Raw genomic sequence first — 24300 nt, 5'->3', positions numbered from 1 at the left:
GGTACCGACCGTTGGTCGGTACACATATTGGGAGAACAACAATGTGGTATTTCGCCTGGATCCTCGGCACCGGCCTGGCCTCGGCCGCCGCCATCCTCAACGGCATGTGGTTTGAAGCGCGAGAGGCCGGCGCAGCCGACCGCGACGTGCGGTAAAAAAAGGTTGCCGATAAGGTCTTCACACCGTATCCTTGTCGGCTCCTTCGGGGTGTAGCTCAGTCTGGTAGAGCGCTACGTTCGGGACGTAGAGGTCGCAGGTTCGAATCCTGTCTCCCCGACCACTTCGGTGGTCGCATTGAAGCCTGGAAACATGATTTCCAGGCTTTTTTGTCAAGGTCGTGGCAACACGGCATCCGAAGGTGAACAACACGGTCCCCCTTGCCGCCGAAGGGAGGGATCGATACAATAGGCGGCTCCTTACGGGGTGTAGCTCAGTCTGGTAGAGCGCTACGTTCGGGACGTAGAGGTCGCAGGTTCGAATCCTGTCTCCCCGACCATACAAGTGGTCACATTGAAGCCTGGAAGACATATGTCCTCCGGGCTTTTTTGTATTTTCCCTGCACCCCCACACGTGCCGCGCCACCTGCAAGAGATTCCTGCCATGACCCCTGCCGACCCCCATTCCACGTCCCTGCTGCGCGGACGCGTGCTGGCGTTTTCCGCCATCCTGCTGGCCGCGCTGAACCTGCGTACGGCGGTGACCTCGGTCACCCCGCTGCTGGACCAGCTGGGCCAGACCTTCGGCTTCGGCACCACCATGACCGGCGTGCTGGGCATGCTGCCCACGGCCTCGTTCGCGTTGTTCGGGGTGACCACGCCGATGGTGGCCCGCCGCATCGGGCTGGAACGCACCGCCCTGCTGGCGATGGCGCTGGCGGCGGTGGGGCTGCTGCTGCGCTCGATGGCCGGCGGCGTGGGCAGCCTGCTGTTCGGCTCAGTGGTGGCACTGGCCGGCATGGGCATCGGCAACGTGGTGGTGCCGCCGCTGGTGAAGCGCTACTTCGCCAACCGCGTGGGCACGGTGAGCACGCTTTATATAACGGTGCTGCAGCTGGGCACGATGGTGCCGGCGCTGCTGGCCGTGCCGCTGGCCGAACAGGCCGGCTGGCGGGTGTCGCTGGGCATCTGGGCGATCTTCGCGGTAGCCGCCGCCCTGCCCTGGATCGCGCTGGCGCGCCGCCGCCCGCACCCGGACCCGCTGGACACCGCCGCCGACCCGGCCGCGCAGCCGCACGGCAAGGTCTGGCGCACCCCGCTGGCCTGGGGCATGGCGTTGATGTTCGGCATGACCTCGCTGATGACCTATTCGATGTTCACCTGGCTGCCGCGCATCGTGGTGGAAGCCGGGGCCACGCCGCGCTTCGGCGGGATCATGGTGGCGATCTTCGCCGCGCTGGGGCTGCTGCCGTCGCTGACGATGCCGGCGCTGGCGGTACGGTTGCGCAACCCGTTCCCGTTGGTAGTTGTCGGTTTCAGCGCGTTCTTGATTGCGTTTGCCGGGTTGTTGTTCGCGCCGATGAAGGCGCCGTGGCTGTGGGCGGTATTGTTGGGGATCGGGCCGTCGACGTTCCCGCTGGCGCTGACGCTGATCAACCTGCGCACGCGCACGCCGGCCGGTTCGGCGGCGTTGTCTGGCTTCATGCAGGGCGTGGGCTATGCCTTCAGCTGCCTGGGGCCGTTCCTGTTCGGCTGGCTGCATGCGATCAGCGGCGCCTGGTACCTGCCGTTCGGCTTCCTGCTGGTATGCGCGCTGGTGCTGCTGTGTGCGTCCTGGGTGGCGTGCAAGCCGCAGAAGCTGGAAGACGTGTGGTGAAGCTGCAGGGACACGCCATGCGTGTTCGCGCTTCGTCCGGCACTGCGGGGACACGCATGGCGTGTCTCTACGGCGGGTTTGCCACTCACGTCACATACCGTGCGCATGTTGTGACGTAGCGTGTCAGCAACTGACCGGCCATGCGAAACGGTCGGTGGGGTCGGACCCGGTGCGCAACCCGCTGCCGGGGCCGATGAACGGTTTCAGGGTGTTCAGACCCCCGGAACAACGCCGTGGCGGCGGCCGGATGGTCTTTAAAATCAATAAGTTGAAGTATTGTTCGCGTCTGTTTCCACAGCTGCGGAGGCCATCTTGCGTCTTAACAATTTGTCAACAAACGCCGTTTCGGGCACGATTGGCATGTGATGTGCGTCACATTTCCCGCACAAACAGATTCTTTTGAAGGGATGCTCCCGGGGGTTCCATGTACAACCATCGGCCGCTGGCGCTCTGCGTCGGCCTGGCATGCGCCACGCTTTGCTTGACGGTTCCAGCTGCATCTGCGGCGACGTCGCGGGCGGACCATCTGGCGGAAATCAGCACCTACCGTGACCAGGCGCGTTGGCTCGACGCGCTTGCCGCGATCGAACGCGCCCAGGTGGACGTGCCCAACGATGACCTGCTCTACCGCCTGCAGGTACTGACGCTGTCGGACATCGGCAACGCGCACCTGGCGTGGCAGCGCTACCAAGCGCGCCCGGAGCTGTTCGACGAAGCGCAGAAGCAGCGCTTTGAAGCCAATTACCTGGCCAAGCGCGTGGGCTGGAGCCTGGCCTATGGCGCCAGCGAAGACACACGCCTGGACGAAGCCGAAGACGCGCTGGCGCAGATGGATGCCTATCTGCAGCGCGATGGCCTCACCGCACAGACCGCACCGCTGCGGATCCGCTTCGACCGGCTGATCCTGCTCAACCGGCTGGGCCGCCACGAACAGGTGCGCACCGAATACCGCGCCCTGCTCGCCGAAGGCCGCGAAGTCCCCAACTACCTGATGGCCCCGGTCGGCGATTCGCTGATGGCCAGCCAGCACCCGGAAGAAGCCATTCCCGTTCTGGAAGCGGCACTCAAGGCCGACCCGGGCCGCTCCGAAGTGCACTCGGAACTGGCCTACGCGCACCTGGAAAGCGAGCGCGCCGGCGCCGCCATCGACGTGCTCACCCAGTGGCAGAAGCAGGAGCCGGCCTGGCGCTGGGCCAATGGTGCACGCGCGCCGTACGCCAACTGGCCGCGCTACGAAGCCGACCTCAACCTGGCCATGATCCGCGCCTACAGCGGCGACCTGCCCACCGCGCAGCATGAGCTGGAAAAGATGGTGGAACTGGCTCCGGCCAACGGCGGCACCCAGTCTTCGCTCGGCAACATCTACATGATGCGCGGCTGGCCGCGGCGTGCGCTGGAACGCTATGGCATGGCCAACACGCTGGACCCGCGCGACGTCTCGGCGCGCCTGGGCCAGTACGACGCTTACGTGGAACTGCAGCGCGACGACCTGGCGCGGCCGATCCACGATTCGCTGCTGGAACGCTACCCCAACCAGCCTTCCGTGCAGCGCATGGACCGCAGCTGGAAGGCGCACCGTGGCTGGCAGCTGCATGCCTATGCCGAAGGCGGCAAGAGTGAGGGCGGCGGTGGCACCTCGCCGCTGGGCAACGACGATGGTCGTTACGGGCTGGAACTGCAGTCGCCGGTGATCGACGACCGCTGGCGCCTGGTGACCTTCGCCGACCGCCGCAGCGTGGATTTCCAGGACCAGACCATCCGGCCGCTGTGGGTGGGGCTGGGCACGCGCTACCGCTTCGGCCGCGCCGACGCGGAAGTGTTCGTCAACCGCGCCAACGATGATGTGGGCGAGACCGACCTGAGCGCCGGTTTCGGCTGGCAGTTCAGCGATACCTGGCACGCCGGCGTCACCGCGGCACGCAACGCCGTCGATGCCTCGCTGCAGGCGCGCATCTCGGGCATCACCGCCGACAGCGTGGCGCTGGCGGTGGATTACCGCCGCAACGAGCTCACCCACTGGAGCGCCGGTGCCAGCCAGTTCCGCTATGACGATGGCAACCGCCGCGACACGCTCAGCACCAGCATCGAACAGCGCCTGCTGACCCGCCCCACCCTGCTGCTGGATGGCCTGGGCAGCCTGTACGCCAGCCGTGGCAGCCGCGATGACGTGCCTTACTTCAACCCGTCCGAAGACCGTTCGGCGGAGATCGGCCTGCGCGTGGACCAGCAGTTGTGGCGCCATTACGAGCGGCACTTCCGCCACCGCCTGACGGTGTCGCTGGGCAACTACTGGCAGCAGGGCTTCGGCAGTGCGCTGGTCCCGTCGGCCGAGTACCGCCACGAGTGGCAGCTGGCCGATGGCCGGATCTTCGAATACGGGATCAGCTGGTCGCGGCCGGTCTACGACGGCAACCGCGAACGACATATCGGCCTTGATGCCGGCCTGCGCTGGGGACAATGAGATGCGACACATGGACTTGAAGCGCTTCACTTCCTGGCTGCTGCTGGCCCTGCTGGCGGTCTGCACCCACGTGCAGGCCGCGCCGCCGGTGCTGGATTCGGCCGACAACGGGCTGCTGGTGCTCAGCTACCACGACATCCGCGATGACGTGGCGATCAAGGGCGACCCGGATGCATACGCGGTCAGCACGCAGAACTTCGCCGCGCACCTGGACTGGTTGTCCGCGCACGGCTACCACCCGGTATCGCTGTCGCAGCTGATCACCGCCTCGCAAGGCGGCGCCCCGCTGCCGCCCAAGCCGGTGCTGCTGACCTTCGATGACGGCCTGCGCAGCGTGTACACCAAGGTGTTCCCGCTGCTGCGCGCCTACAACTACCCGGCGCTGGTGGCGGTGATCACCGATTACGTGGACATGCCTGCCGACCGCAAGATCGACTATGGCTACCGCCCGTTCACCCACGACGACTTCCTGACCTGGGAACAGCTGCGCGAAATGAACCGCAGCGGCCTGGTCGAACTGGCCAGCCACACCGACAACCTGCACCACGGCGTGCAGTCCAACCCGCAGGGCAATTCGACCCCGGCGGTGATCACCCGCACCTACGACCCGGCCACGCACCAGTACGAAACCGCCGCGCAGTACGAAGCGAGGATCCGCACCGACCTGGGCCTGAGCGTGAAGCGCATCCAGGACAACGTGGGCGTGAGCCCGAAGGCGATCGTATGGCCGTACGCGGCCTACAACGCGCTGAGCAACAAGATCGCCGAAGACCTGGGCATGCCGGTGTCGTTCGACCTGGAAGGCCGCAGCACCCCGGTGACCCGCGACCTGCACGGGCTGGCGCGGTTGCTGGTGACCGGCAACCCGGCGGTGACCCAGCTGGCGTACGAACTGCGCCGCGACGTCGAGCGCGATGGCGTGCGCGCCCTGCAGATCGACCTGGACGCGGTGTACGACAGCAACCCGGCGCAGCAGGCGAAGAACCTGGATGCACTGATCGACCGGGTCAAGAAGATCGGCCCGACCCATGTGTTCCTGCAGGCCTTCGCCGACCCGGACGGCAATGGTTCGGCCGATGCGCTGTACTTCCCCAACCGGCACCTGCCGATGCGCGCGGACCTGTTCAACCGTGTGGCCTGGCAGCTCAAGACCCGCGCCGGGGTGAAGGTGTACGCGTGGCTGCCGGTGCTGGGCTATGAGCTGAAGGATCCGGCTATCCGCAAGGCGCTGGCGATCGAGAGCCCGGAAAGCGATGGCATCTTCCGGCTCGACTTCACCAACCCGAAGGTGCGTCACATCATCGACGACATCTACGAAGACCTGGCCATCAACTCGTACTTCGAGGGCCTGCTGTTCCACGACGATGCCTACCTGCGCGATACCGAACTGGCCAACCTGCCGCAGGAAGGCGACGACGGCGCGCGTACCCAGGCGCTGATCGATTTCACCCTGGAGCTCCGCAACGCCGCGCAGCGCTGGCGGCCGAAGCTGGCCACGGTGCGCAACCTGTACGCGCAGCCGGTGCTGGAACCGCAGAGCGCCAGCTGGTTCGCCCAGCGCCTGGACCTGTTCAACAAGGCCTACGACCACACCGCGCTGATGGCGATGCCGTGGATGGAAGGCAGCCGCAACCCGCAGAAGTGGCTGGACCGGCTGGTGCTGGCCGTGCGTGAGCACGACCCGCAGCTGTCGCAGACGATGTTCGAGCTGCAGACGGTGGACTGGCGCACGCAGACGCCGATTTCCGGCACCGTGCTGCGCGCCCAGATCCGGCGCCTGCAGGCGCAGGGCGTGCGCCATTTCGCCTGGTACCCGGACGACTTCATTGCCGGGAAGCCGTCCACCTACGATGCGCGCGCGGCGATGTCGGCACGCACCTTCCCTTACGAGGAAAAGTGAGGCCGCCATGCATCCGCTCCTCTACCTGCTGTTCCAGTTCGCCTTCTTCTACCCGATGGTGATGGCGTTCTTCTGGATGTCCGGCGGCCTGTATTACTTCTTCCGCCGCGAACGCAAATCGCGCCTGCGCGACGACCCGCCGCCGATGGAGCACTACCCGTTCGCGTCGATCCTGATTCCGTGCCACAACGAGGCGGACAACCTGGCCGATACGCTGGGCGCGGCACTGGCGCAGAAGTACCCGGATTTCGAAGTGATCGCCATCAACGATGGCAGCCGCGACGATACCGGGGCCCGGCTGGATGCAATGGCGGCCCTGCACCCGCGGCTGCGCGTGGTGCACCTGGACCGCAACCTGGGCAAGGCCAATGCGCTGCGCATGGGTGCGCTGGCGGCGCGTTCGGAATACCTGGTGTGCATCGATGGCGATGCGATGCTGGAAGAGCACGCCACCCACTGGATGGTGTGGCACCTCACCTCCGGCCCGCGCGTGGGCGCGGTGACCGGAAACCCCCGCATCCGCAACCGCTCCACCCTGCTGGGCCGGCTGCAGGTGGCCGAGTTCTCGTCGATCATCGGCATGATCAAGCGTGCGCAACGCGTATACGGCCGCATCTTCACCATTTCCGGGGTGATTGCCGGCTTCCGCCGCACGGCGCTGCACCGCATCGGCTACTGGGCCGATGACATGATCACCGAAGACATCGACATCAGCTGGCGCCTGCAGATCGATCATTGGGACATCCGTTACGAGCCCAACGCGCTGTGCTTCATCCTGATGCCCGAAACGCTCAAGGGGCTGTGGCGGCAGCGCCTGCGCTGGGCCCAGGGTGGCGTGGAAGTGCTGCTGCGGCACGGCCGTTCGCTGTTCGACTGGCGCAAGCGGCGCATGTGGGGGGTGTTGCTGGAGTACGTGTTCAGCGTGCTGTGGGCCTACACGATGCTGGCCATCATCGTGCTGTGGGTGCTGGGCAAGTTCATCCCGCTGCCGCAGGACCTGCACATCGCCTCGCTGCTGCCGCAGTGGCATGGCGTGATCCTGGCGCTGGTGTGCCTGCTGCAGTTCGCCAGCAGCCTGATCATCGATCGTCGTTATGAAACGCATATTGGCCGTAACTACTTCTGGGTGATCTGGTACCCGATGGCGTACTGGCTCATCAGCCTGTTCACGACCCTGGTGGCCCTGCCCAAGACGCTGCTCAAGCGTCGTGGCAAGCGGGCGATCTGGGTCAGTCCTGACCGGGGTATACGATGAACGCCGCCAAGCCGACCCGCCGTTACGATTCGCGCCTCATCCGGAAATCGCGCCAGCAGCCACGGCTGCAGCGCACCGCATGGGGGTTTGTGACCATCGCCTTCTGGGCGTTCTACTTCTACCTGTGGGCGCCGCTGATCACCGCCATTTCCTGGCTGCTCGGTGGCCGCCTGGCATTCGTGCAGCTGTACGAATACAAGCAGTCGGTGGACCCGTTCATCGTGATCGCGCTGCCGGTAATGCTGGTGTGCTGTTCGGTGCTGCTGATCGCCTGGGCCGAATACAACCGCATGCGCTTTGCCGGCAAGGACCGCCGCAACCCGCGCCAGGACGTGACGCTGGAAGAGATCGCCCACAACCTGGGCGCCAGCCCGGCGCTGGCCGCGCAGCTGGCCAACGGCAAGGCGGTGACCCTGCACATGGATGACCACGCACGACCGGTAGGCCTGACCGAGCAGAGCCTCACCGCCCGGTGATCCGCCCTGGGCCGGGCGGTGTGTAGAACTCTTCACATCACTGACCCGGCCCAGGCGTAGGCTCCCGCCTCGGAGACATCCCGCACTTAATCGTGAGGGGATTCATCATGTCTATCGAGACTCTGGTCAGTGAAGTCGCCCGTGCCACCGGCCTTGGGCAGAACGCACAGAAGTTCGTCGGCGTCGTAGCCCGCTACATCTTCAGCCAACCCGGCGGACTGGCCGGTTTCAGGAACAAGTTCGAGGCTGCGGGATTGGGCCGAGTGTTCAACTCGTGGCTTTCCGGCCGCGAGTCACCCATGCAGTCGATCGAACCGAACCAGTTGCGCAGCGTCCTGGGCAACCAGAGCGTGGAGGAGATCGCGCAGAAGTCCGGGATCGGCGCCAAGATGATTCCGGGCCTGCTGGCGACGGCGGTTCCGGCGATCGTCAAGGCAGTCACCGCCGGCGGCGTCATGCCCACCTCGTTGCCTGCGGCGTTTGCCAGCCTGGCCGGCGGCAGCAAGGTCGGGAAGCCGTCCTTCCGGCTGTGGCGCTGGCTGTTGCCATTCATCGCGCTGCTGGCCCTGGCCTGGTGCGGCTGGCAATCGCGCAACGTGGCCAAGCCACCGCCCGCTGCCGCACCAGCGGCCAACGTTGCCACCGTTGCCACCGACCCCACGCTGTCCTTCCAGAACACCGGCGGCAAGGTGACGGTCAACGGCACGTTGCCAACGGTCGCGCAGAAGACCAACCTGGAGGGTGCGCTTGAGGGTGTCTTCGGGAAGCAGAACGTGAACGCGAACCTCGAGGTCAACCCGGCCACCCGTGACGCTCCGTGGCTGGAACGCCTGAAGGTGCTCATCCCCGACATGAAGGCGGACGGGCTGAAGTTCGCGTTCAACGGGGACAAGCTCAACCTCGACACCTCGGCACTGGCGCCTGAAAAACGCGAACAGATCAGCAGGGTGTTCCAGTCAGGGTTGGGCAATGTCGAGATCGAGGGTTTGTTCGATCAAGGCACCCAGGCCCTCAGTGCCCTCGCCCCCGGCGCCAACGCTGCGGACCTTACGGCGGCGCTGAACAAGACCACGGTCAATTTCGACACCGGGCTGGCCACGCTGACCCGCAGCAGCGAGGGCATCCTTGACCTGGCCGCCACGGCCATCAAGCGCTCGAAACCAGAGGTCAAGGTGGAAATCAGCGGCCATACCGACAGCCAGGGCAACGCGGCGACCAACCAGCAGTTGAGCGAGCAGCGTGCTGAAGCCGTGCGGTCGGCGCTGGTCAAGCGGGGTGTCCCACAGGCCAAGCTGGTGGCGCGTGGCTTCGGTTCCAATCAGCCGATGGGCGACAACAGCACCGAGGAAGGGCGCAAGGCAAACCGACGGATCCAGTACGCAGCGATGTGAGCGCTTGCGCCGGGTAGGCCACGTCCAGCCACGCAGGGCGTGGCTCTACCTGGTGGTGGGCCACCTTGCGACGCGGGCGTCCTCAGACGCGGGTCTGGCCGGTTCCCTGGACGACGAAGCGCTCTACGGTGAGGGCTTCCAGGCCCATGGGGCCGTAGGCATGCAGGCGGGTGGTGGAAATGCCGATCTCGGCACCCAGGCCGAGCTCGCCGCCGTCGGAGAAGCGGGACGAGGCGTTGACCATCACCACGGCAGCACGCAGTGCGTGGATGAAGCGCTGGGCCGCAGCCGGATCTTCGGTGGCAATGACTTCGGTGTGGTCCGAGCTGTACTGCTGGATGTGGGCGAGTGCCTGCTCGAGGTCATCGACCACGCGGACGGCGATGATCAGGTCGAGGTATTCGGCGGCGAAGTCGTCATCGGTGGCCGGTACCGATTCCGCCAGCCACTCGCGTGCACGCGCATCGGCGCGAAGCTCCACACCGCGCGCGCGCAACGCACTCTCCGCCTGCGGCAGGAAGTCGGCCGCCACGTCCGCGTGGACCAGCAGGGTTTCCAGCGAATTGCAGGCCGACGGACGGCTGCACTTGCCGTCCACCAGCAAGGTCAACGCCTTGGCCAGGTCGGCGGCACGGTCCACGTACAGGTGGCACACGCCCTTGTAGTGCTTGATCACCGGCACGCGCGCATGTTCGGCCACGAAGCGGATCAGCCCTTCCCCACCGCGCGGGATGGCCAGGTCGACCAGGTCGTTGAGCTGCAGCAGGGTGAGCATGGTCTCGCGGCGCAGGTCTTCCACCAGCGTGAGCGCGGCATCGGGAACCCCGGCGTCGCGCAGGGCACGCTTGAGCGAGGTGGCGATGGCGGTATTGGAATGGATGGCTTCAGAGCCGCCGCGCAGGATCACGCCGTTGCCGGCCTTGATGCACAGCGCGGCCGCATCGGCGGTCACGTTGGGGCGCGCTTCGTAGATCATCGCGATCACGCCGAGCGGCACGCGCACTTTCTGCACGCGGATGCCGTTGGGGCGGATGTCGTCGCGGGTGATGCTGCCGACCGGGTCCGGCAGCGCGGCCACTTCGCGCAGGGCGGCGCTGATGCCGGCAAGGCGCGCAGGGTTGAGCGCGAGGCGGTCGAGCATGGCGCTGCCGGTGCCCTTGGCTTCGGCGGCGGTGAGGTCCAGCGCGTTGGCGGCCAGGATCGTTGCCGCGTCGGTGTCGAGTGCATCGGCCATGCCGTTGAGCAGTGCCGCCTTGGCTTCGGACGAAAGCTGCGCCAATACCTGCGCGGCGTCGCGGCATTGCTGGGCCTGTTCGCGGATGTTCATGGGTTTTCTCGTCTCCTCACACCAGTACCAGATCATCCCGGTGGATCACATTGCCACCGTAGTTGTAGCCCAACACGCTTTCAATGTCGCGCGAATGCCGCCCGGCCACACGGCGGATGTCGCTCGCCGAATACTGGCTCACGCCGCGCGCCAACGTCACTTCACCGCTGGCGGTGCGCAAGCGCACCTGCACCATGTCGCCGCGGCGGAAATCACCTTCGGCAGCGGTCACTCCGCCCGGCAGCAGCGACGCGCCCTTGTCGCGCAGCGCCGCGGCCGCACCTTCGTCGACCACGATCGCGCCGGCTTCCAGCGGCGCGTGCCGCAGCCAGTATTTGCGCGCGGCTTCACGGGTCTGCCCGGCATGGATGCGGGTGCCGAACAAGCGGCCCTGCGCCAGCGCGCGCACCACATCGCCATCGCGGCCGTTGAACAGGCAGGTATCGATGCCGACGCGGCCGGCCTTGGCCGCCGCTTCCAGCTTGGTATGCATGCCGCCGGTACCGGCGCCACTGCCGGCGCCGCCGGCCATGGCCAGCACCTCGAGGGTGAGCTCGGGCACGTCGTGGATCGGTCGCGCCTGCGGGTCGCGGCGCGGGTCGGCGCTGTACAGGCCGTCGATGTCGGTGGCGATGAACAGGATATCGGCGTCGATCAACGCGGCCACGGTGGCAGCCAGGTTGTCGTTGTCGCCGAGCTTGAGCTCATCCACCGATACGGTGTCGTTCTCGTTCACCACCGGCAGCGCGCCCAGCCGCAGCAGCTCGTTGAGCGTGGCGCGGGCATTGAGGTAGCGGCGGCGGTTGCGCAGGTCGTCGTGGGTGAGCAGTACCTGCGCCACCGGGCGTTCGAAGAAGCGCTGCCAGAGCCCGATCAGCTGGGCCTGGCCGAGCGCGGCCAGCGCCTGGCGCGCGGCCATGGCCGCGCCGGCCTCGATCGCGCGCGGCACGATGGCACGCCCGGCCGCGACCGCGCCGGACGACACGATCACCACTTCGCGCCCGGCCAGCACATGCGCGGACACGAACTGGGCCAGGCCCAGCGCGTGCCGTGGCGAGAGTCCGCCGCCGTCTGCCGCCAGCAGGCTGCTGCCGACCTTGAGCACGGCGCGCTTCCAGCCCGGTACAGGCTGTTCGGGGAACGGGGACTGCACGCGGGTGGGGCTCATCGTGGGGCTCGCCTCAGCGGGTGGACCATTCGTGGACGGTGGCGGTGGCGCTGCCCTGGGTCATCAACGGATCGGCATCGACGATGGCCTGCGCGGCGGCGCGGTCAGCGACGTTGTGCAGCACATACGCGCCACCGGTCTTGTCGGTGAAACCGCCGGTGATCAGCAGCTGGTCGCGGGCGCGGAGCGCGTCCAGGAAGCGGACGTGTTCGGCACCGACCTCATCGCGGAACTCCGGGGTGCGGGTGACCAGTACGAGGTAGCAGGTCTTCATGGCAGCAGCGCCGCCCAGCGCGCACGTAGTTCGTCCAGGCGCAGGTCGGCGGCGGCGCCGGGCGACACGCGCGCGGCCAGGCTGCCTTCGGGGGTACGCCCCTGCCCGGCCGTGTCCGATGCCGCCGCAGCGGCCTTGTAGGCCTCGCGGAACGGCACGCCGGCCACGGCCGCTTCCACCGCGACGTCGGTGGCGTACATGCCCGAGTCGATGGCAACGCGCAGCTTGTCTTCGCGCCATTCCAGGTTGGCCAGCAGCGCCGGCAGCAGTTCCAGCGCGGCCAGGCCACGGCCGAAGCCGTGGAAGATGGCGCCCTTGCTGCCCTGCAGGTCGCGGTGGTAGCCGGACGGCAGCGACAGCAGCTGCTCGATCTCGGTGCGCGCCGCGGCCACGCTGGCGTGGGTGGCGCGCATCAGTTCGATCACGTCCGGGTTGCGCTTGTTGGGCATGATCGAGCTGCCGGTGGTGTACTGCGCCGGCAGCGCGACGAAGCCGTACTCACCGCTGGTGAACAGCGACAGGTCCCACGCCAGGCGGCGCAGGTCCAGGGTGGCGCCACCGAGCGCTTCCAGTGCGGCCAGTTCGAACTTGCCGCGCGAAAGCTGCGCGTAGATCGGCGAGATCTGCATGCGCGCGAAGCCCAGCGCCTGGGTGGTGTGGGCGCGGTCCAGCGGCAGGTTCACGCCGTAACCGGCCGCAGTGCCCAGCGGGTTGGCATCGACCAGCGCGAAGGTGTCGTGCGCGCGCACGGCATTGTCGATGAACGCTTCGGCCCAGCCGGCCCACCACATGCCCGCCGAGGACACCACGGCGCGCTGGATGTGGGTGTAGCCCGGCACCGGCAGGTCCTTTTCGGCTTCCGCGCGATCCAGGGCGACCTTGGCCACTTCGCGGCTGAGCGCTGAAACCTGCAGCAGCTTGTCCTTCAGCCACAGCCGGGTGGCCACCAGGATCTGGTCGTTGCGGCTGCGACCGGTGTGGATCTTGCGGCCGGCATCGCCCAGGCGTTCGGTGAGGCGCGCTTCGATCGCCGAGTGGCAGTCTTCGAAGCGTTCATCGAGCACGAACGCGCCGCTGCGGAAATCCTCGGCCAGCACATCCAGCTCGCGCTGCAGGTCGCTGCGCTCGGTGGCGGTGAGGATGCCGATGTTCTCCAGGCCCTGCGCGTGCGCCTTGCTGGCCTGCACGTCGTACAGGAAGAACTCGCGGTCGAGGATGACGTCATCGCCGGCGAGGAAGGTCTGGATTTTCGCATCCACCGCTACGCCGGGCTTCTGCCAGAGAAGGTCTGCCATGTGTTGCTCCAATCAATGCGGAATCGAGGTCAGTTCATCCAGGCCCAGGGCCAGGTTGAGGTTCTGCATGGCCTGGGTGGCCGCGCCCTTGAGCAGGTTGTCCAGGGTCGCCACGACCACCACGCGCTTGCCGCCCGGGGCCACGTCGAAGCCGCCGATCTGCACGCCATGGCGGCCGGCGATGCGGCTCACCCACGGCGCTTCGTCGAGGATCTCGATCAGCGGTTCATCGGCGTAGAAGCGGCGGTAGGCGTCCACGATCTGCTCGCGGGCCAGCGGCTGCTGCAGCCACAGGTTCACGGTCATGGTGATGCCACGGAAATGCGGGGCCACGTGCGGCATGAACTCCACCGGCACGCGCAGGTGCGCGGTGACCTCGCGCTCGTGCACGTGGTTGGTAAGCGCGTACGGCATCAGGTTGTCGCGCAGCAGTTCGGGGTTGTTCTTGTCCGACGGCGAGGTGCCGGCACCGGAGTAACCAGACACGCCGAAGCACTGCGGCGGGCCGGCCAGCTGGTCCAGCAGCGGGCTGATCGCCAGCTGCATGGCGGTGGCGTAGCAGCCGGGGTTGCTGATGTGCTTCTGGCCGGTGTAATCGCCCCGGGTCAGTTCGGGCAGGCCGTAGTACCAGCTGCCTTCGAAGCGGTGGTCGGCGGAGAGATCCACGATCACCGTGTCCGGGCGCGCGGCATCCAGCGCGGTCACGAAAGGGGCCGACAGGTTGTTGGGCAGCGCCAGGATTACTGCGTCCACGCCCTTGGCGGCCACGGCGTCGGCATCGAGGGTTTCGAAGGCCAGCTCGCCGGCGATCTCCGGATAGGTATCGGCCACGCGCTGCCCGGCCAGCTCGCGCGAGGACACGAAGCCCAGCGCCAGCTGCGGGTGCGCGGCGATCAGCTTGACCAGCTCGGCCCCGGTATGCCCGCGGGCGCCGACGATGCCAACGGTGAAGGTTGTCTTGGAGGTGCTCATGCGTGTGCGTCCAGGCGGTCCTGCAGGCTGCGCTTCACGTCCTGCCATTCCGAATCGATGATGGAGAAGACAACCGTGTCGCGCGGGCTGCCATCGGGGTGGCGCTTGTGGTTGCGCAGCACGCCTTCCTGGGTGGCCCCCAGGCGGGCGATGGCCGCGCGCGAGGCGGCGTTGTGCGCGCTGGTTTCAAACGCCACGCTGATGCACTTCAAACGCTCGAAGGCGTGGGTGAGCAGCATCAGCTTGGCTTCGGTGTTCACCCCGGTGCGCTGCGCATGCGGGCCGTACCAGGTGTAGCCGATGCTCAGGCGCGGCACGTCTTCTTCCAGCGCGTAGTAGCGGGTGCTGCCGACCACGTTGCCGTCGGCATCCAGCACCGCGAACGGCAGCACCTTGCCGGCGGCCTGGTCCTGCAGCGCGGCCTGCACATAGGCGGTCATGGTCTTGGCGCTGGGCACGTGCGCGTACCACAGGTCGGACAGCGCGCCGTCGCCCAGCGCACCGCGCAGGCCGTCGATATGCGCCATCTGCAGCGGTTCCAGCCGTGCATGCCGGCCGTCCAGCGTGGGGACCTTGGTCCAGTCGGCATGATTCATCGGGGTCAGCCCTCCAGGCTCGGGGTGCGCATGGCGCAATGGTCCACGTAGGTGCGGATGCGGTCGAAGCCATCGGCACCGAACCAGAACACCTTCCAGTGGTCCTGCTTGTAGCAGCCATCGGATTCGGCGTAGTAGAAATGATTGATCGGGTTGCCGTGGCGCGAGCGCCAGAACAGCTGCGGGGTTTCGTCCAGCATGACGTTCCACACCGCACGGCCCAGGCCTTCGCCCTGCGCGTCATCGAGCACGGCGAACTTGTCCAGGTACACGCCTTCGGCTTCGTCGGTGAGGATCACCGCGGCGCGGTAGTTCTCGCTGACGTAGGCGCGCAGCAGGCGGGTCTTGTCGAAGTAGTCCGGCACCAGGGTGCGGCCGAAGCTGGATTCGATCAGGCCCTTCAGGCGCGGCAGGTCCAGTTCGCTCCAGGCGGTGGCGCGCAGCACCTTTTCGCCCTTGCGCACCAGCGTGCCCGAGCCCTTGTGGGTGAACAATTCCTTGGCCAGGTCGGCCGGACGGGTGATCGACACCGACGACTCCAGCGGCAGCCGGTCCAGCAGGTCCTTGATCTGTTCGATCTTGACCCGCATGCCGCCGTGAATCCACGGCTGCTGCATGAGCTGGTCGTATTCGGTGGACAGGTTGATCGAGTCGATCACCGTGCCCTCCTCGTCCAGCAGGCCGCCAGTGCCGGTGAGGAAGATGATCTTGTACGGCTGCAGTTCCTGCACCAGTTCGTTGGCGGCGAAATCGGCGTTGACGTTGAGGATCTGGCCGCAGCGGGTTTCGCCCAGGCTGGTGATCACCGGAATGGAACCGGCGCGCAGGCTGGCTTCGATCGGGGCCAGGTTGACCTTCTTCACTTCGCCGACCAGGCCGTAGGTGTCCTGGTCCAGGTATTCGGCTTCGAACACGCCCCCGGTGATGGAGGTGGCGCGTGCACCGTTCTGTTGCAGCGCTTCCACCAGCTGCAGGTTGGACGCCTGGAACACCCGGCGCACGATGGCCAGGCCTTCGGGCGAGGTCACGCGCAGGCCGTTGACGGTCTGCTTGACGATGCCGGCCGCCGACAGTTCCGCGTCCAGCTGCGGGCCGGCACCATGCAGCACGATCGGGGTGAGCCCGACTTCCTGCAGGAACGACAGCGAGGAGGTCAGCGCGTCGAGGTCATCGCGCAGCACGGCGCCGCCGACCTTGACCACGGCGAAGCGCTTGGCATCCACCTGCGAAAAGCGCTTGAGGTACTGGCTGATCTCCTTCGCGCTGGCCATGCTGGAAAGCAGGCGCACGATGGTCTGGCGGGTCTGGCGGTGGGGCTGGAGGGAAGAAGGCATTTCAGTATCGTCACGGGCGGCCGAAGCCGCGGTGGGAGATCCGTCAGTGGTGGGCCACGACGGCGTCATTCGGTCAGGCGCCGGCGCTGATGATGCGGTGCACGGCATCGGTGTAACGCTGCAGCTGCTCCAGCGTCACGAACTCGTCGGCGGTGTGGGCCTGGGCGATGTCGCCCGGGCCGTACACCAGGGTGGTGTAGCCACCGGCGGAGAACAGCGAGGCTTCGGTCCAGAAGTCCACGGCGTTGCCGATCGGCAGGTCCAGCGCATCGGCCACGTCACGCGCGGCCAGGCGGCGGTTTTCCGCTTCGGCGATGTCGCCGGCCGGCAGGCTGGGGCCCCGGAAGGTTTCGGTGAACAACGCCGCGTCCGGTTCGGCGAAGCCGGCAAAGGTCGCCAGCAACGCGTCGATATCCATCGACGGCAGCGGGCGGAAACCGAAGCGCAGCTCGGCGGCCGGGGCGATCATGTTGGCCTTGATGCCGCCTTCCACGCGCCCGATGTTGATGCGCAGCCCGGTCAGCCCACCGAAACGGGCATGCGCCAGCGACTCCACATGGTCCAGCGCGCGGTTGCCCCAGCGCATGGCCTGGTGCAGTGCGCTGGCGGCCGCATCCTGCTTGCCCGAGGCATGCCCTGCCCGGCCGGCGAAGTGCATCAGCACCGAACTGATGCCACGGTGCGCCAGCACCGCTTCGCTCATGGTCGGTTCGGCCACCAGCACCGCTTCATAGGGAATGCCACGGGCCAGGAACGCGGCGATGCAGCGCGGATCGTTCGCCTCTTCATCGCTGGAGAACAGGAACGCGGCATCGCCGTTGCTGGCGTTGGCCGCAGCCACCAGCGCAGCGGCCGCACCCTTGATGTCGCACACGCCGAGCCCGATCACCCGGTCATCGGTGCGCCGCATCGCATGCGGGTCGGCGCTCCAGTGCGGGGAATCGGGCACGGTGTCCAGGTGCACGTTGAACAGATAGCGCGGCGTACCACGCACCGCATACAGGCTGACCGCGCCATCGCCATGGTCGATCACCTCCACGTTGAACCCGGGCAGGTTCGCGCGCAGGTAATCGAAGATGCCACCGGTGGTGATCGCACGCGGCGGGTTGCGGGTGTCAAAGGACACCAGCGCCTGCAGGTGGTTGAGCGTCTGTTCCAACATGCCCGGCCCTCAGCGATTGACTTGCGCGTACAAAGTGGAGCTCATGCCGAAGAGCTTGATGAAGCCCTCAGCCTCTTCCACGCCCCAATCGGCCGACTGCGCATAGGTCGCGCCCTTGGTGTTGAGCAGGTGCGGCGACTTCACCGCCACCGCATCCACGCGGCCGCCACGGGTTTCCAGCACCACTTCGCCGTTGACCTTGGCCTGCGAGGACTTCAGGAACGCTTCGATGTCGGTCTTGAGCGGGTCGTGGTAGAAGCCTTCGTACACCAGCTCCACCCACTTGCGCGCCACGTCCGGCTTGAAGCGGTTCTGCTGCTTGGTCAGCACCGCATCTTCCAGCGCGCGGTGCGCGGCCAGCAGCGAGACCAGGCCCGGGGCTTCGAACACGATGCGGCCCTTCAGGCCGATCACGGTGTCGCCGGTGTACACGCCACGGCCCACGCCGTACGGCGCGAACAGCTTGTTGAGCTGGGCCAGGATCTGCTCGCCCGGCAGCGCCTTGCCGTTGAGTTCAACCGCTTCGCCTTCGACGAACTTCAGGGTCACGTTCAGCGCGGCGTCCGGCCATTCGCTGCGCGGTGCGCACCAGCCGCGGGCGCCTTCGCCCGGGGCTTCCCAACGGTCGATCTCGCCGCCGGACATGGTCAGGCCGAGCAGGTTCTCGTTGATGGTGTAGGCCTGCTGCTTGGCGCGCACGCCGAAGCCGCGCTCTTCCAGGTACTTCTGCTCGTAGGCGCGGGTCTGGGTGTGTTCCTTCTGGATTTCACGGATCGGCGCGACGATCTGGTAATCGCCCAGTGCCTTCACGGCCAGGTCGAAGCGGACCTGGTCGTTGCCCATGCCGGTGCAGCCGTGGGCAATGATGTTGGTGCCCAGTTCGGCGGCGCGCTTGAGCGCGGCATCGACGATCAGGTAACGGTCGGACACCAGCAGCGGGTACTGGCCCTGGTAGCCTTCGCCGGCCCACACGAACGGCTTGACGAAACCACTCCAGATGGCCGGGCCACCGTCGACGGTGACGTGGCTGGTGACGCCCAGTTCGGCGGCGCGCTTTTCGATGAAATCACGCTCTTCGTCATCCACGCCGCCGGTGTCGGCGAACACGGTGTGCACGTTGTAGCCGCGCTCCTGCAGGTAGGGCACGCAGAAGCTGGTGTCGAGTCCGCCGGAGAAGGCCAGGACGATGTCTTTCTTGCTCATGGGGGTCGGGTCCGAAGTGGGTGATATGAAAAATGGGGTGATACGCGCGATTACCGGCCGGCCAACGCCGACATGATGGCCTTCTGCACGTGCAGGCGGTTTTCGGCTTCGTTGATGGCGATGCACTGCGCCGAATCCATCACGCCGTCGGTGGCCTTGACGTTGCGGCGCAGCGGCAGGCAGTGGCTGAACACGCCGTTGTTGGTCAGCGCCATCTTGGCTTCGTCGACGATGAAGTGCTTGTACTGGTCGCGGATGGGCTTTTCCGGTTCCCAGTTGCCGAAGAACGGCAGCGCGCCCCAGCTCTTGGCGTACACCACGTCGGCACCGCTGTAGGCGCTGGCGATGTCGTGGCTGATCTTCAGCGAACCGCCGTTCTCGGCCACGTTCTGCTCGGCCCAGCCCATGTAGCGGTCATCGAGGATGTAATCGGCGGTCGGGCACAGCAGGGTCACGTCCATGCCCATGCGGGTGGCGATGGTCAGGGCCGAGTTGGCCACGGCGGTGTTGAGCGGCTTGGGGTGGTAGGTCCAGGTCAGCACGTACTTCTTGCCGCGCAGGTCCTGGGTGCCGAAATGTTCCTGCAGCGCCATCACGTGGGCCAGTTCCTGGCACGGGTGGGTGATGGTTTCCATGTTGATCACCGGCACCGGCGAGTACTTGGCGAACGCCTTGAGCACGATGTCCTCACGATCCTGCGCCCAGTCGATGAACTTCGGGAAGGCGCGCACGCCGATCAGGTCGACGTAGCGCCCCAGCACCTTGGCCACTTCGGCGATGTGCTCTTCGGTGTCGCCATCCATCACGGTGCCGAGGTTGAACTCGATCGGCCATGCATCCTTGCCCGGCTGCAGCACGATCGCGTGCCCACCCAGCTGGAAGGCGCCCAGCTCGAAGCTGGTGCGGGTGCGCATGGACGGGTTGAAGAACACCAGGGCAATCGACTTGCCCTTGAGCTCGTCGCCCAGCTTGTTGCGCTTGAACAGCGCGGCCTGGGTCAACAGGGCATCCAGCTCGGTACGGCTCCAGTCCTGGGTGTTCAGGAAGTGCTTCAGGGACATCGATCGATCCTTTGAGGCGGGTTTCAATGGAAGAAAGGGTACAAATGCAACTTTTCAAATCGTAGAAACGAAAAAACCCAGCGCGGGGGCTGGGTTTTCCGAACAGACAGCACGAAGCTCCGGTTACCCAGCGAAAATGTGGGGTTCCGGTCGGCGGGCACGCGACGTCATGCCCGTAGCCATACGGGCGGCGCTGGTGTCGTGCTGGAAGTCGGTGAGTTTCATGGCCGCCCATCTTTGCATGTGAGGGGGGAAAGGCGCAAGCCTGAATCTCGATTCAGGCGGGTAGGTAGCCACTGTTAGTGGCTACACCAATCTCAGGGATTTGCGGCGCTACCCTGTTCGGCGCCCACCCACGGAGTGATGGAGACGCGGATCTTGAGCCGGTTGCCCGGGTCTTCGGGCAGGCGGGAGCGGTACTTGGTGCCCTTGTAGACGTAGTCCACGTCATAGGCGATGGGCCGGCGGAACTCGCGCCCGACCGGGATGATGCGGCAATCGCGGGTCAGCAGCGGGCCGTTGTTGGCGGCCGGGGCCTCCACGACGGGGGCCATGTCCTCGGTGCTGCCGTCTTCACGCTTGAAGATGGAGCGTACCGAATCCATGAAGCGGCCGAACCGGCCCTTCTCTTCCTGCGGCTCTTCGCCGGTGACGTTGACCGGGGCCAGGGTGCGGGTGGAGACCGGTTCGCAGTGTTCTTCGGTGCGGGTGGCCCGCAGGGTCTGGAACACCGGTTCCACGTTGAGCACCTGCGCGTAGTCGAACTTCACGTTCTCCACGATCACCACCCGGTTACGGACCTCGGCGTCCTGGGCACACGCCATGAAGGCGGCGCTCCCCAGCAGGCAGGTCAGCGTCAGCAACGAAGCGGATTTCATTGGCAACAGGAAAGAGGACAAGGCGGATAGTTTAGGCAGTGCGCGGCACAAGGGGCTGAACATTACCCTTCCGCGACGCATCTGCCCATACCGGACCGTGTCGTTTGCGAAATCCGGGGGCAACCGGGTGGGTCCCGGGGCCGGCGCTGGGAGCCGATGTGATCTAAAATCGAGGGCTTGCCCCTACTCCGCCCGGCCCTACGCCCCCATGACCCTGCGCCTGCACAACAACCTGACACGCCAGCTCGAACCGTTCACCCCGCTCGATCCGACCTGTCCGACCCTGTATGTGTGCGGCCCCACGGTCTACAACTACGTCCATATCGGCAATGCCCGTGGCCCGGTGGTGTTCGGGGTGCTGGCCGACCTGCTGCGGCGCCGCTTCGGTGGGCTGCGCTACGCCCGCAACATCACCGACGTGGACGACAAGATCAATACGGCCGCGCGCGAGCAGGGGGTGCCGATCTCGGCCATCACCGACCGCTTCGCCGCCGCCTACCGTGAAGACATGGCCGCGCTGGGCGTGGTGCCGCCGGACATCGAGCCGGAAGCCACCGCGCACATCCCGCACATCATCACGATGATCGAGCAGCTGATCACCGCCGGCCACGCCTACGCGGCCGAAGGCCACGTGCTGTTCTCGGTGCCCTCCTACGCCGACTACGGCAAGCTCTCCCGCCGCGACCCGGACGAGATGCTGGCCGGGGCCCGGGTGGACGTGGCCCCGTACAAGCGCGACCCGGGCGACTTCGTGCTGTGGAAGCCCTCCAGCGACGACCTGCCCGGCTGGGAATCGCCGTGGGGCCGGGGCCGCCCGGGCTGGCATATCGAGTGCTCGGCGATGGCCGCCGCGCACCTGGGCCCGACCATCGACATCCACGCCGGTGGCGTGGACCTGCAGTTCCCGCACCACGAAAACGAGATCGCGCAGAGCGAGTGCGCCCACGGCGGGCAGACCTTCGCCCGGTTCTGGCTGCACAACGGCATGCTCAACTTCGGCGGCGCCAAGATGAGCAAGTCGATCGGCAACATCGAGCGGGTCCACGACCTGGTCCGCCAGCACGCCCCGGAGGCGCTGCGGCTGGCCCTGCTCTCGGCCCACTACCGGCAGCCGCTGGACTGGTCCGATGCGCTGATCGAGCAGTCGGTGCGCACCCTGGACCGCCTGTACGGCACCCTGCGCGACCTGGCCGACGTGGCCGCGACCCCGGCCATCCCGGCCGAGATCGAGGCGGCGCTGGACGATGACCTGAACACCCCGCAGGCGCTGGCCGAGCTGGCCCGGCTGGGTGCGGAAGCGCGCCGCGCCGAACCGGCCGACAAGGCCGGCTGGAAGTCGGCCCTGCTGGGCGCCGGCCTGGCGCTGGGGTTGCTGCAGCAGGAGCCGGCCGCGTGGTTCGGCACCAGCGGCGGCGACGCCGATGATGAGGCGCGGATCCAGGCGCTGATCGACGAGCGCGCGGCGGCCAAGCAGGCCCGCGATTTCGCCCGTTCCGATGCGCTGCGCGACCAGCTGGCCGCCGAGGGCATCGTGCTGGAAGACACCGCGCAGGGCGTGCGCTGGTCGCGCAAGCGTTGAACCCATTGAAATTGATAGAGAGTGCTGTGATCGATTCCCCGTTCCCGATTGAACCCACTGCTGCCGATGCGCAGGCCGCCATCGCCGAGGAATTCGCGTTCTTCGGCGACTGGTCCGAGCGTTACCAGTACCTGATCGACCTGGGCCGCAAGCTGCCGGTGTTCCCGGACGCGTGGAAGACCGAGGAGCACCGCCTGCTGGGCTGCCAGTCGATGGTGTGGATCGTGCCGGAGGGCAACGCCGATACGCTGCGCTTCCACGCGATCAGTGATTCGGCGATCGTCTCGGGCCTGATCTACCTGGCGCTGCGGGTGTATTCGGGGCGTTCGGCGGCCGAGATCCTGGCCACCGAGCCGACCTACATCCAGGACATCGGGCTGTCGCGGCACCTGTCGCCGACCCGCAGCAACGGGGTGGCGGCGATGCTGGCCTTCATCCGCGAGACCGCGCAGGCGCAGTCGGCGTCGTGACGGAGAGCGCGCTGGGCCTGCTCGCGCGGCCGGGTTTTTCGCTGCTGCTGGCGTACCGCATCCTGGCGATGCTGTCCTACCAGATCGTGGCGGTCACGGTGGGCTGGCACATTTACGAGGTCACCCGTAACCCGTTCTCGCTGGGCCTGGTCGGGCTGGCGGAGGTGCTGCCGTTCTTCTGCGTGGCGCCGTTCGCGGGCTACCTGGTGGACCACCTGCCGCGCCGCCGGCTGGGCATGGTGGCGTGCAGCGGGCTGGTGCTGACGGCGGTGGTGCTGACGGCGGTGGCCGAGGGCTGGCTGCCGTTCCACGGGGTGTGGCCGATCTATGCGGCGGTGGCGATGACGGGCATGGTCCGGGCATTCCTGTCGCCGATCTACAACGCGCTGTTCGCGCGGGTGTTGGAACGCCACCAGTTCGCGCGGGGCGCGGGGCTGGGTTCGGTGGTGTTCCAAGCGGGCATGGTGGTGGGCCCGGCACTGGGTGGCGGGCTGGTGGCCTGGGGCGGCAAGAGCCTGTCCTACGGGGTGGCGGTGGCGGCGGCGCTGGGCGCGCTGGGCTGCCTGGCCATGCTGAGGGTGTCCGAGCCGGTGCACACCGGGCCGGCGGCGCCGATCTTCAAGAGCATCGCCGAGGGCGGCCGCTTCGTGCTGGGCAACCGGATCATGGTGGGCGCGATGGCGCTGGACATGTTCTCGGTGCTGCTGGGCGGGGTGGTGGCCATGCTGCCGGCGTTCCTGCACGAGATCCTGCACCACGGGCCGGAAGGCCTGGGCATCCTGCGCGCGGCACCGGCATTGGGCTCGGTGTGCGTGGGGCTGTGGCTGGCGCGCCGGCCGCTGCAGCGCAATGCGGGCCGGGTACTGCTGTTCGCGGTGGCCGGGTTCGGGTTGTGCGTGATCGGCTTCGGGCTGTCGCACAGCTTCTGGCTGTCGGCGGTGATCCTGCTGTTCTACGGGGCCTTCGACGGGGTGTCGGTGGTGATCCGTTCGACCATCCTGCAGCTGGCCACGCCGGAAGAAATGCGCGGGCGGGTATCGTCGATCAACGGCATCTTCATCAGTTCGTCCAACGAGCTGGGCGCGTTCTACGCGGGCACGATGGCCAAGCTGCTGGGCCTGGTCCCTGCGGTGGTGCTGGGCGGGTTCGCCGTGTTGAGCGTTGCCGGCATCACCGCCTGGAAGAATCCCACCCTGCGCCGGTTGAATCTGCGCGATCTGCAATGACGGCTAACGGCAACAGCAACAGCCTTGGTCTGCCGATCTACGTGTAGAGGGCCGGCGGGTGCGGGGGTACGGGGGGCGCCGTGAACCGCCCTCCGGGCCCCGGCCCAACCGCCAGCGGTTGTGCGTTCAGTCGCACGCGAGGCAGTGCCTCGCAAGCAGTGCGTCTTCACCCTTGGGGGCTCTTACGAAACATCCATGTTTCGTACAGCCCCCGTACCCCCGCCCCCGCCGACCCTCCGACGGTGGATCGGTGGCCACGGAAGATCAAACGCCGTTTCGATCATTTCAACGTGGATGGATACCGCGTAGAGCCACGCCCTGCGTGGCTGCTTTTTCCGTCCGCCTACGACCCACCGTCGGGGAGGCCGGCGGGTAGCCGCCTGCGGGACTGTCAAAAACATGGATGTTTTTGCCAAGCCCCCACGGATGGGTTTACGGCGTGTCCCGCAGGGGGCTACCC

21 protein-coding genes and 2 tRNA genes are annotated in these 24300 nt (G+C 66.9%); 12 read left to right on the top strand and 11 right to left on the bottom strand.

Annotated elements, in window-relative coordinates; translation table 11 throughout:
- Positions 1-41: 41 nt before the first annotated feature.
- The 9 genes from cydX to QMX79_RS08745 all read left to right on the top strand — a co-directional run bounded on the left by cydX (position 42) and on the right by QMX79_RS08745 (position 9295).
- On the top strand, positions 42-155 hold the full coding sequence (cydX, locus tag QMX79_RS08785; RefSeq protein WP_282246399.1) for a cytochrome bd-I oxidase subunit CydX: 114 nt from the start codon (positions 42-44) through the stop codon (positions 153-155).
- Between the two features lie 48 nt (positions 156-203).
- Positions 204-280 (top strand) — tRNA-Pro (locus tag QMX79_RS08780).
- 139 nt (positions 281-419) lie between these two features.
- A tRNA-Pro gene (locus tag QMX79_RS08775) sits at positions 420-496 on the top strand.
- Positions 497-600: 104 nt separating this feature from the next.
- The gene (locus QMX79_RS08770) at positions 601-1812 is read left to right on the top strand and encodes an MFS transporter (protein WP_282246398.1); all 1212 of its coding nucleotides are present in this window, start codon (positions 601-603) and stop codon (positions 1810-1812) included.
- A gap of 424 nt (positions 1813-2236) precedes the next feature.
- Positions 2237-4273 (top strand): poly-beta-1,6 N-acetyl-D-glucosamine export porin PgaA, encoded by a 2037-nt coding sequence (pgaA, locus tag QMX79_RS08765; protein WP_282246397.1) that lies wholly within the window; start codon positions 2237-2239, stop codon positions 4271-4273.
- 10 nt (positions 4274-4283) lie between these two features.
- Positions 4284-6173, top strand: coding sequence for a poly-beta-1,6-N-acetyl-D-glucosamine N-deacetylase PgaB (pgaB, locus tag QMX79_RS08760; RefSeq protein WP_282246396.1), 1890 nt, complete (start codon positions 4284-4286; stop codon positions 6171-6173).
- Between the two features lie 7 nt (positions 6174-6180).
- A complete protein-coding gene (gene pgaC, locus QMX79_RS08755; RefSeq protein WP_282246395.1) occupies positions 6181-7428 on the top strand; it encodes a poly-beta-1,6-N-acetyl-D-glucosamine synthase in 1248 nt (415 codons plus the stop codon).
- A complete protein-coding gene (pgaD, locus tag QMX79_RS08750) occupies positions 7425-7904 on the top strand; it encodes a poly-beta-1,6-N-acetyl-D-glucosamine biosynthesis protein PgaD (protein ID WP_282246394.1) in 480 nt (159 codons plus the stop codon). The genes pgaC and pgaD overlap by 4 nt, the downstream gene beginning before the upstream one ends.
- A 107-nt stretch (positions 7905-8011) precedes the next feature.
- Positions 8012-9295, top strand: a complete 1284-nt coding sequence (locus QMX79_RS08745) for an OmpA family protein (RefSeq protein ID WP_282246393.1) — start codon at positions 8012-8014, stop codon at positions 9293-9295.
- Between the two features lie 82 nt (positions 9296-9377).
- On the opposite strand, the gene QMX79_RS08740 is transcribed toward QMX79_RS08745, so the two are convergent.
- The 11 genes from QMX79_RS08740 to QMX79_RS08690 all read right to left on the bottom strand — a co-directional run bounded on the left by QMX79_RS08740 (position 9378) and on the right by QMX79_RS08690 (position 20565).
- Complete coding sequence (locus QMX79_RS08740; RefSeq protein ID WP_282246392.1) at positions 9378-10622, bottom strand: glutamate-5-semialdehyde dehydrogenase; 1245 nt, start codon at positions 10620-10622, stop codon at positions 9378-9380.
- Positions 10623-10638: 16 nt separating this feature from the next.
- Positions 10639-11790 carry a glutamate 5-kinase gene (proB, locus tag QMX79_RS08735; RefSeq protein ID WP_282246391.1) on the bottom strand — a complete coding sequence of 384 codons (1152 nt, stop codon included), beginning with the start codon at positions 11788-11790 and terminating at the stop codon, positions 10639-10641.
- 13 nt (positions 11791-11803) lie between these two features.
- Positions 11804-12064 carry a YciI family protein gene (locus tag QMX79_RS08730; protein ID WP_282246390.1) on the bottom strand — a complete coding sequence of 87 codons (261 nt, stop codon included), beginning with the start codon at positions 12062-12064 and terminating at the stop codon, positions 11804-11806.
- Positions 12061-13359, bottom strand: coding sequence for an argininosuccinate lyase (argH, locus tag QMX79_RS08725; protein WP_282246389.1), 1299 nt, complete (start codon positions 13357-13359; stop codon positions 12061-12063). Before argH ends, QMX79_RS08730 begins: the two co-directional genes overlap by 4 nt.
- 12 nt (positions 13360-13371) lie before the next feature.
- Complete coding sequence (gene argC, locus QMX79_RS08720) at positions 13372-14331, bottom strand: N-acetyl-gamma-glutamyl-phosphate reductase (protein WP_282246388.1); 960 nt, start codon at positions 14329-14331, stop codon at positions 13372-13374.
- Complete coding sequence (locus QMX79_RS08715) at positions 14328-14927, bottom strand: GNAT family protein (protein ID WP_282246387.1); 600 nt, start codon at positions 14925-14927, stop codon at positions 14328-14330. Before QMX79_RS08715 ends, argC begins: the two co-directional genes overlap by 4 nt.
- Positions 14928-14932: 5 nt before the next feature.
- Complete coding sequence (locus tag QMX79_RS08710; RefSeq protein ID WP_282246386.1) at positions 14933-16261, bottom strand: acetylglutamate kinase; 1329 nt, start codon at positions 16259-16261, stop codon at positions 14933-14935.
- 73 nt (positions 16262-16334) lie between these two features.
- Entirely contained in the window at positions 16335-17423 is a 1089-nt protein-coding gene (locus QMX79_RS08705; RefSeq protein ID WP_282246385.1) for an acetylornithine deacetylase, read from the bottom strand.
- A gap of 9 nt (positions 17424-17432) precedes the next feature.
- The gene (locus QMX79_RS08700) at positions 17433-18626 is read right to left on the bottom strand and encodes an argininosuccinate synthase (RefSeq protein WP_282246384.1); all 1194 of its coding nucleotides are present in this window, start codon (positions 18624-18626) and stop codon (positions 17433-17435) included.
- 50 nt (positions 18627-18676) lie between these two features.
- Positions 18677-19687, bottom strand: a complete 1011-nt coding sequence (locus QMX79_RS08695) for an N-acetylornithine carbamoyltransferase (protein WP_068853217.1) — start codon at positions 19685-19687, stop codon at positions 18677-18679.
- Between the two features lie 317 nt (positions 19688-20004).
- Positions 20005-20565, bottom strand: coding sequence for a hypothetical protein (locus QMX79_RS08690; protein ID WP_184126593.1), 561 nt, complete (start codon positions 20563-20565; stop codon positions 20005-20007).
- Between the two features lie 208 nt (positions 20566-20773).
- On the opposite strand from QMX79_RS08690, the gene cysS reads away from it, so the two are divergent.
- Genes cysS through QMX79_RS08675 form a run of 3 tightly spaced genes read left to right on the top strand, consistent with a single transcriptional unit; the run spans position 20774 to position 23840 of the window.
- On the top strand, positions 20774-22144 hold the full coding sequence (cysS, locus tag QMX79_RS08685; RefSeq protein ID WP_282246383.1) for a cysteine--tRNA ligase: 1371 nt from the start codon (positions 20774-20776) through the stop codon (positions 22142-22144).
- Positions 22145-22170: 26 nt separating this feature from the next.
- A complete protein-coding gene (locus tag QMX79_RS08680) occupies positions 22171-22614 on the top strand; it encodes a SufE family protein (protein WP_282246382.1) in 444 nt (147 codons plus the stop codon).
- Positions 22611-23840: an MFS transporter gene (locus QMX79_RS08675; protein ID WP_282246381.1), complete on the top strand. Its 1230-nt coding sequence runs from the start codon at positions 22611-22613 to the stop codon at positions 23838-23840. Before QMX79_RS08680 ends, QMX79_RS08675 begins: the two co-directional genes overlap by 4 nt.
- Positions 23841-24300 lie beyond the last annotated feature (460 nt).

This window comes from Stenotrophomonas sp. PS02300 (genome assembly GCF_029959395.1).
Taxonomy (GTDB): domain Bacteria; phylum Pseudomonadota; class Gammaproteobacteria; order Xanthomonadales; family Xanthomonadaceae; genus Stenotrophomonas; species Stenotrophomonas maltophilia_AD.
This window is presented reverse-complemented; position numbering and strand designations above follow the sequence as displayed.

What these genes read in the sequence shown, in the direction of transcription:
- argC (WP_282246388.1), bottom strand. Translation starts at nt 14,331, where the DNA reads ATGAGCACCTCCAAGACAACCTTCACCGTTGGCATCGTCGGCGCCCGC.
- cysS (WP_282246383.1), top strand. Translation starts at nt 20,774, where the DNA reads ATGACCCTGCGCCTGCACAACAACCTGACACGCCAGCTCGAACCGTTC.
- QMX79_RS08700 (WP_282246384.1), bottom strand. Translation starts at nt 18,626, where the DNA reads ATGAGCAAGAAAGACATCGTCCTGGCCTTCTCCGGCGGACTCGACACC.
- QMX79_RS08695 (WP_068853217.1), bottom strand. Translation starts at nt 19,687, where the DNA reads ATGTCCCTGAAGCACTTCCTGAACACCCAGGACTGGAGCCGTACCGAG.
- QMX79_RS08770 (WP_282246398.1), top strand. Translation starts at nt 601, where the DNA reads ATGACCCCTGCCGACCCCCATTCCACGTCCCTGCTGCGCGGACGCGTG.
- pgaB (WP_282246396.1), top strand. Translation starts at nt 4,284, where the DNA reads ATGGACTTGAAGCGCTTCACTTCCTGGCTGCTGCTGGCCCTGCTGGCG.
- pgaD (WP_282246394.1), top strand. Translation starts at nt 7,425, where the DNA reads ATGAACGCCGCCAAGCCGACCCGCCGTTACGATTCGCGCCTCATCCGG.
- pgaC (WP_282246395.1), top strand. Translation starts at nt 6,181, where the DNA reads ATGCATCCGCTCCTCTACCTGCTGTTCCAGTTCGCCTTCTTCTACCCG.
- pgaA (WP_282246397.1), top strand. Translation starts at nt 2,237, where the DNA reads ATGTACAACCATCGGCCGCTGGCGCTCTGCGTCGGCCTGGCATGCGCC.
- QMX79_RS08715 (WP_282246387.1), bottom strand. Translation starts at nt 14,927, where the DNA reads ATGAATCATGCCGACTGGACCAAGGTCCCCACGCTGGACGGCCGGCAT.
- QMX79_RS08710 (WP_282246386.1), bottom strand. Translation starts at nt 16,261, where the DNA reads ATGCCTTCTTCCCTCCAGCCCCACCGCCAGACCCGCCAGACCATCGTG.
- QMX79_RS08690 (WP_184126593.1), bottom strand. Translation starts at nt 20,565, where the DNA reads ATGAAATCCGCTTCGTTGCTGACGCTGACCTGCCTGCTGGGGAGCGCC.
- QMX79_RS08705 (WP_282246385.1), bottom strand. Translation starts at nt 17,423, where the DNA reads ATGTTGGAACAGACGCTCAACCACCTGCAGGCGCTGGTGTCCTTTGAC.
- QMX79_RS08745 (WP_282246393.1), top strand. Translation starts at nt 8,012, where the DNA reads ATGTCTATCGAGACTCTGGTCAGTGAAGTCGCCCGTGCCACCGGCCTT.
- QMX79_RS08740 (WP_282246392.1), bottom strand. Translation starts at nt 10,622, where the DNA reads ATGAACATCCGCGAACAGGCCCAGCAATGCCGCGACGCCGCGCAGGTA.
- QMX79_RS08730 (WP_282246390.1), bottom strand. Translation starts at nt 12,064, where the DNA reads ATGAAGACCTGCTACCTCGTACTGGTCACCCGCACCCCGGAGTTCCGC.
- argH (WP_282246389.1), bottom strand. Translation starts at nt 13,359, where the DNA reads ATGGCAGACCTTCTCTGGCAGAAGCCCGGCGTAGCGGTGGATGCGAAA.
- cydX (WP_282246399.1), top strand. Translation starts at nt 42, where the DNA reads ATGTGGTATTTCGCCTGGATCCTCGGCACCGGCCTGGCCTCGGCCGCC.
- proB (WP_282246391.1), bottom strand. Translation starts at nt 11,790, where the DNA reads ATGAGCCCCACCCGCGTGCAGTCCCCGTTCCCCGAACAGCCTGTACCG.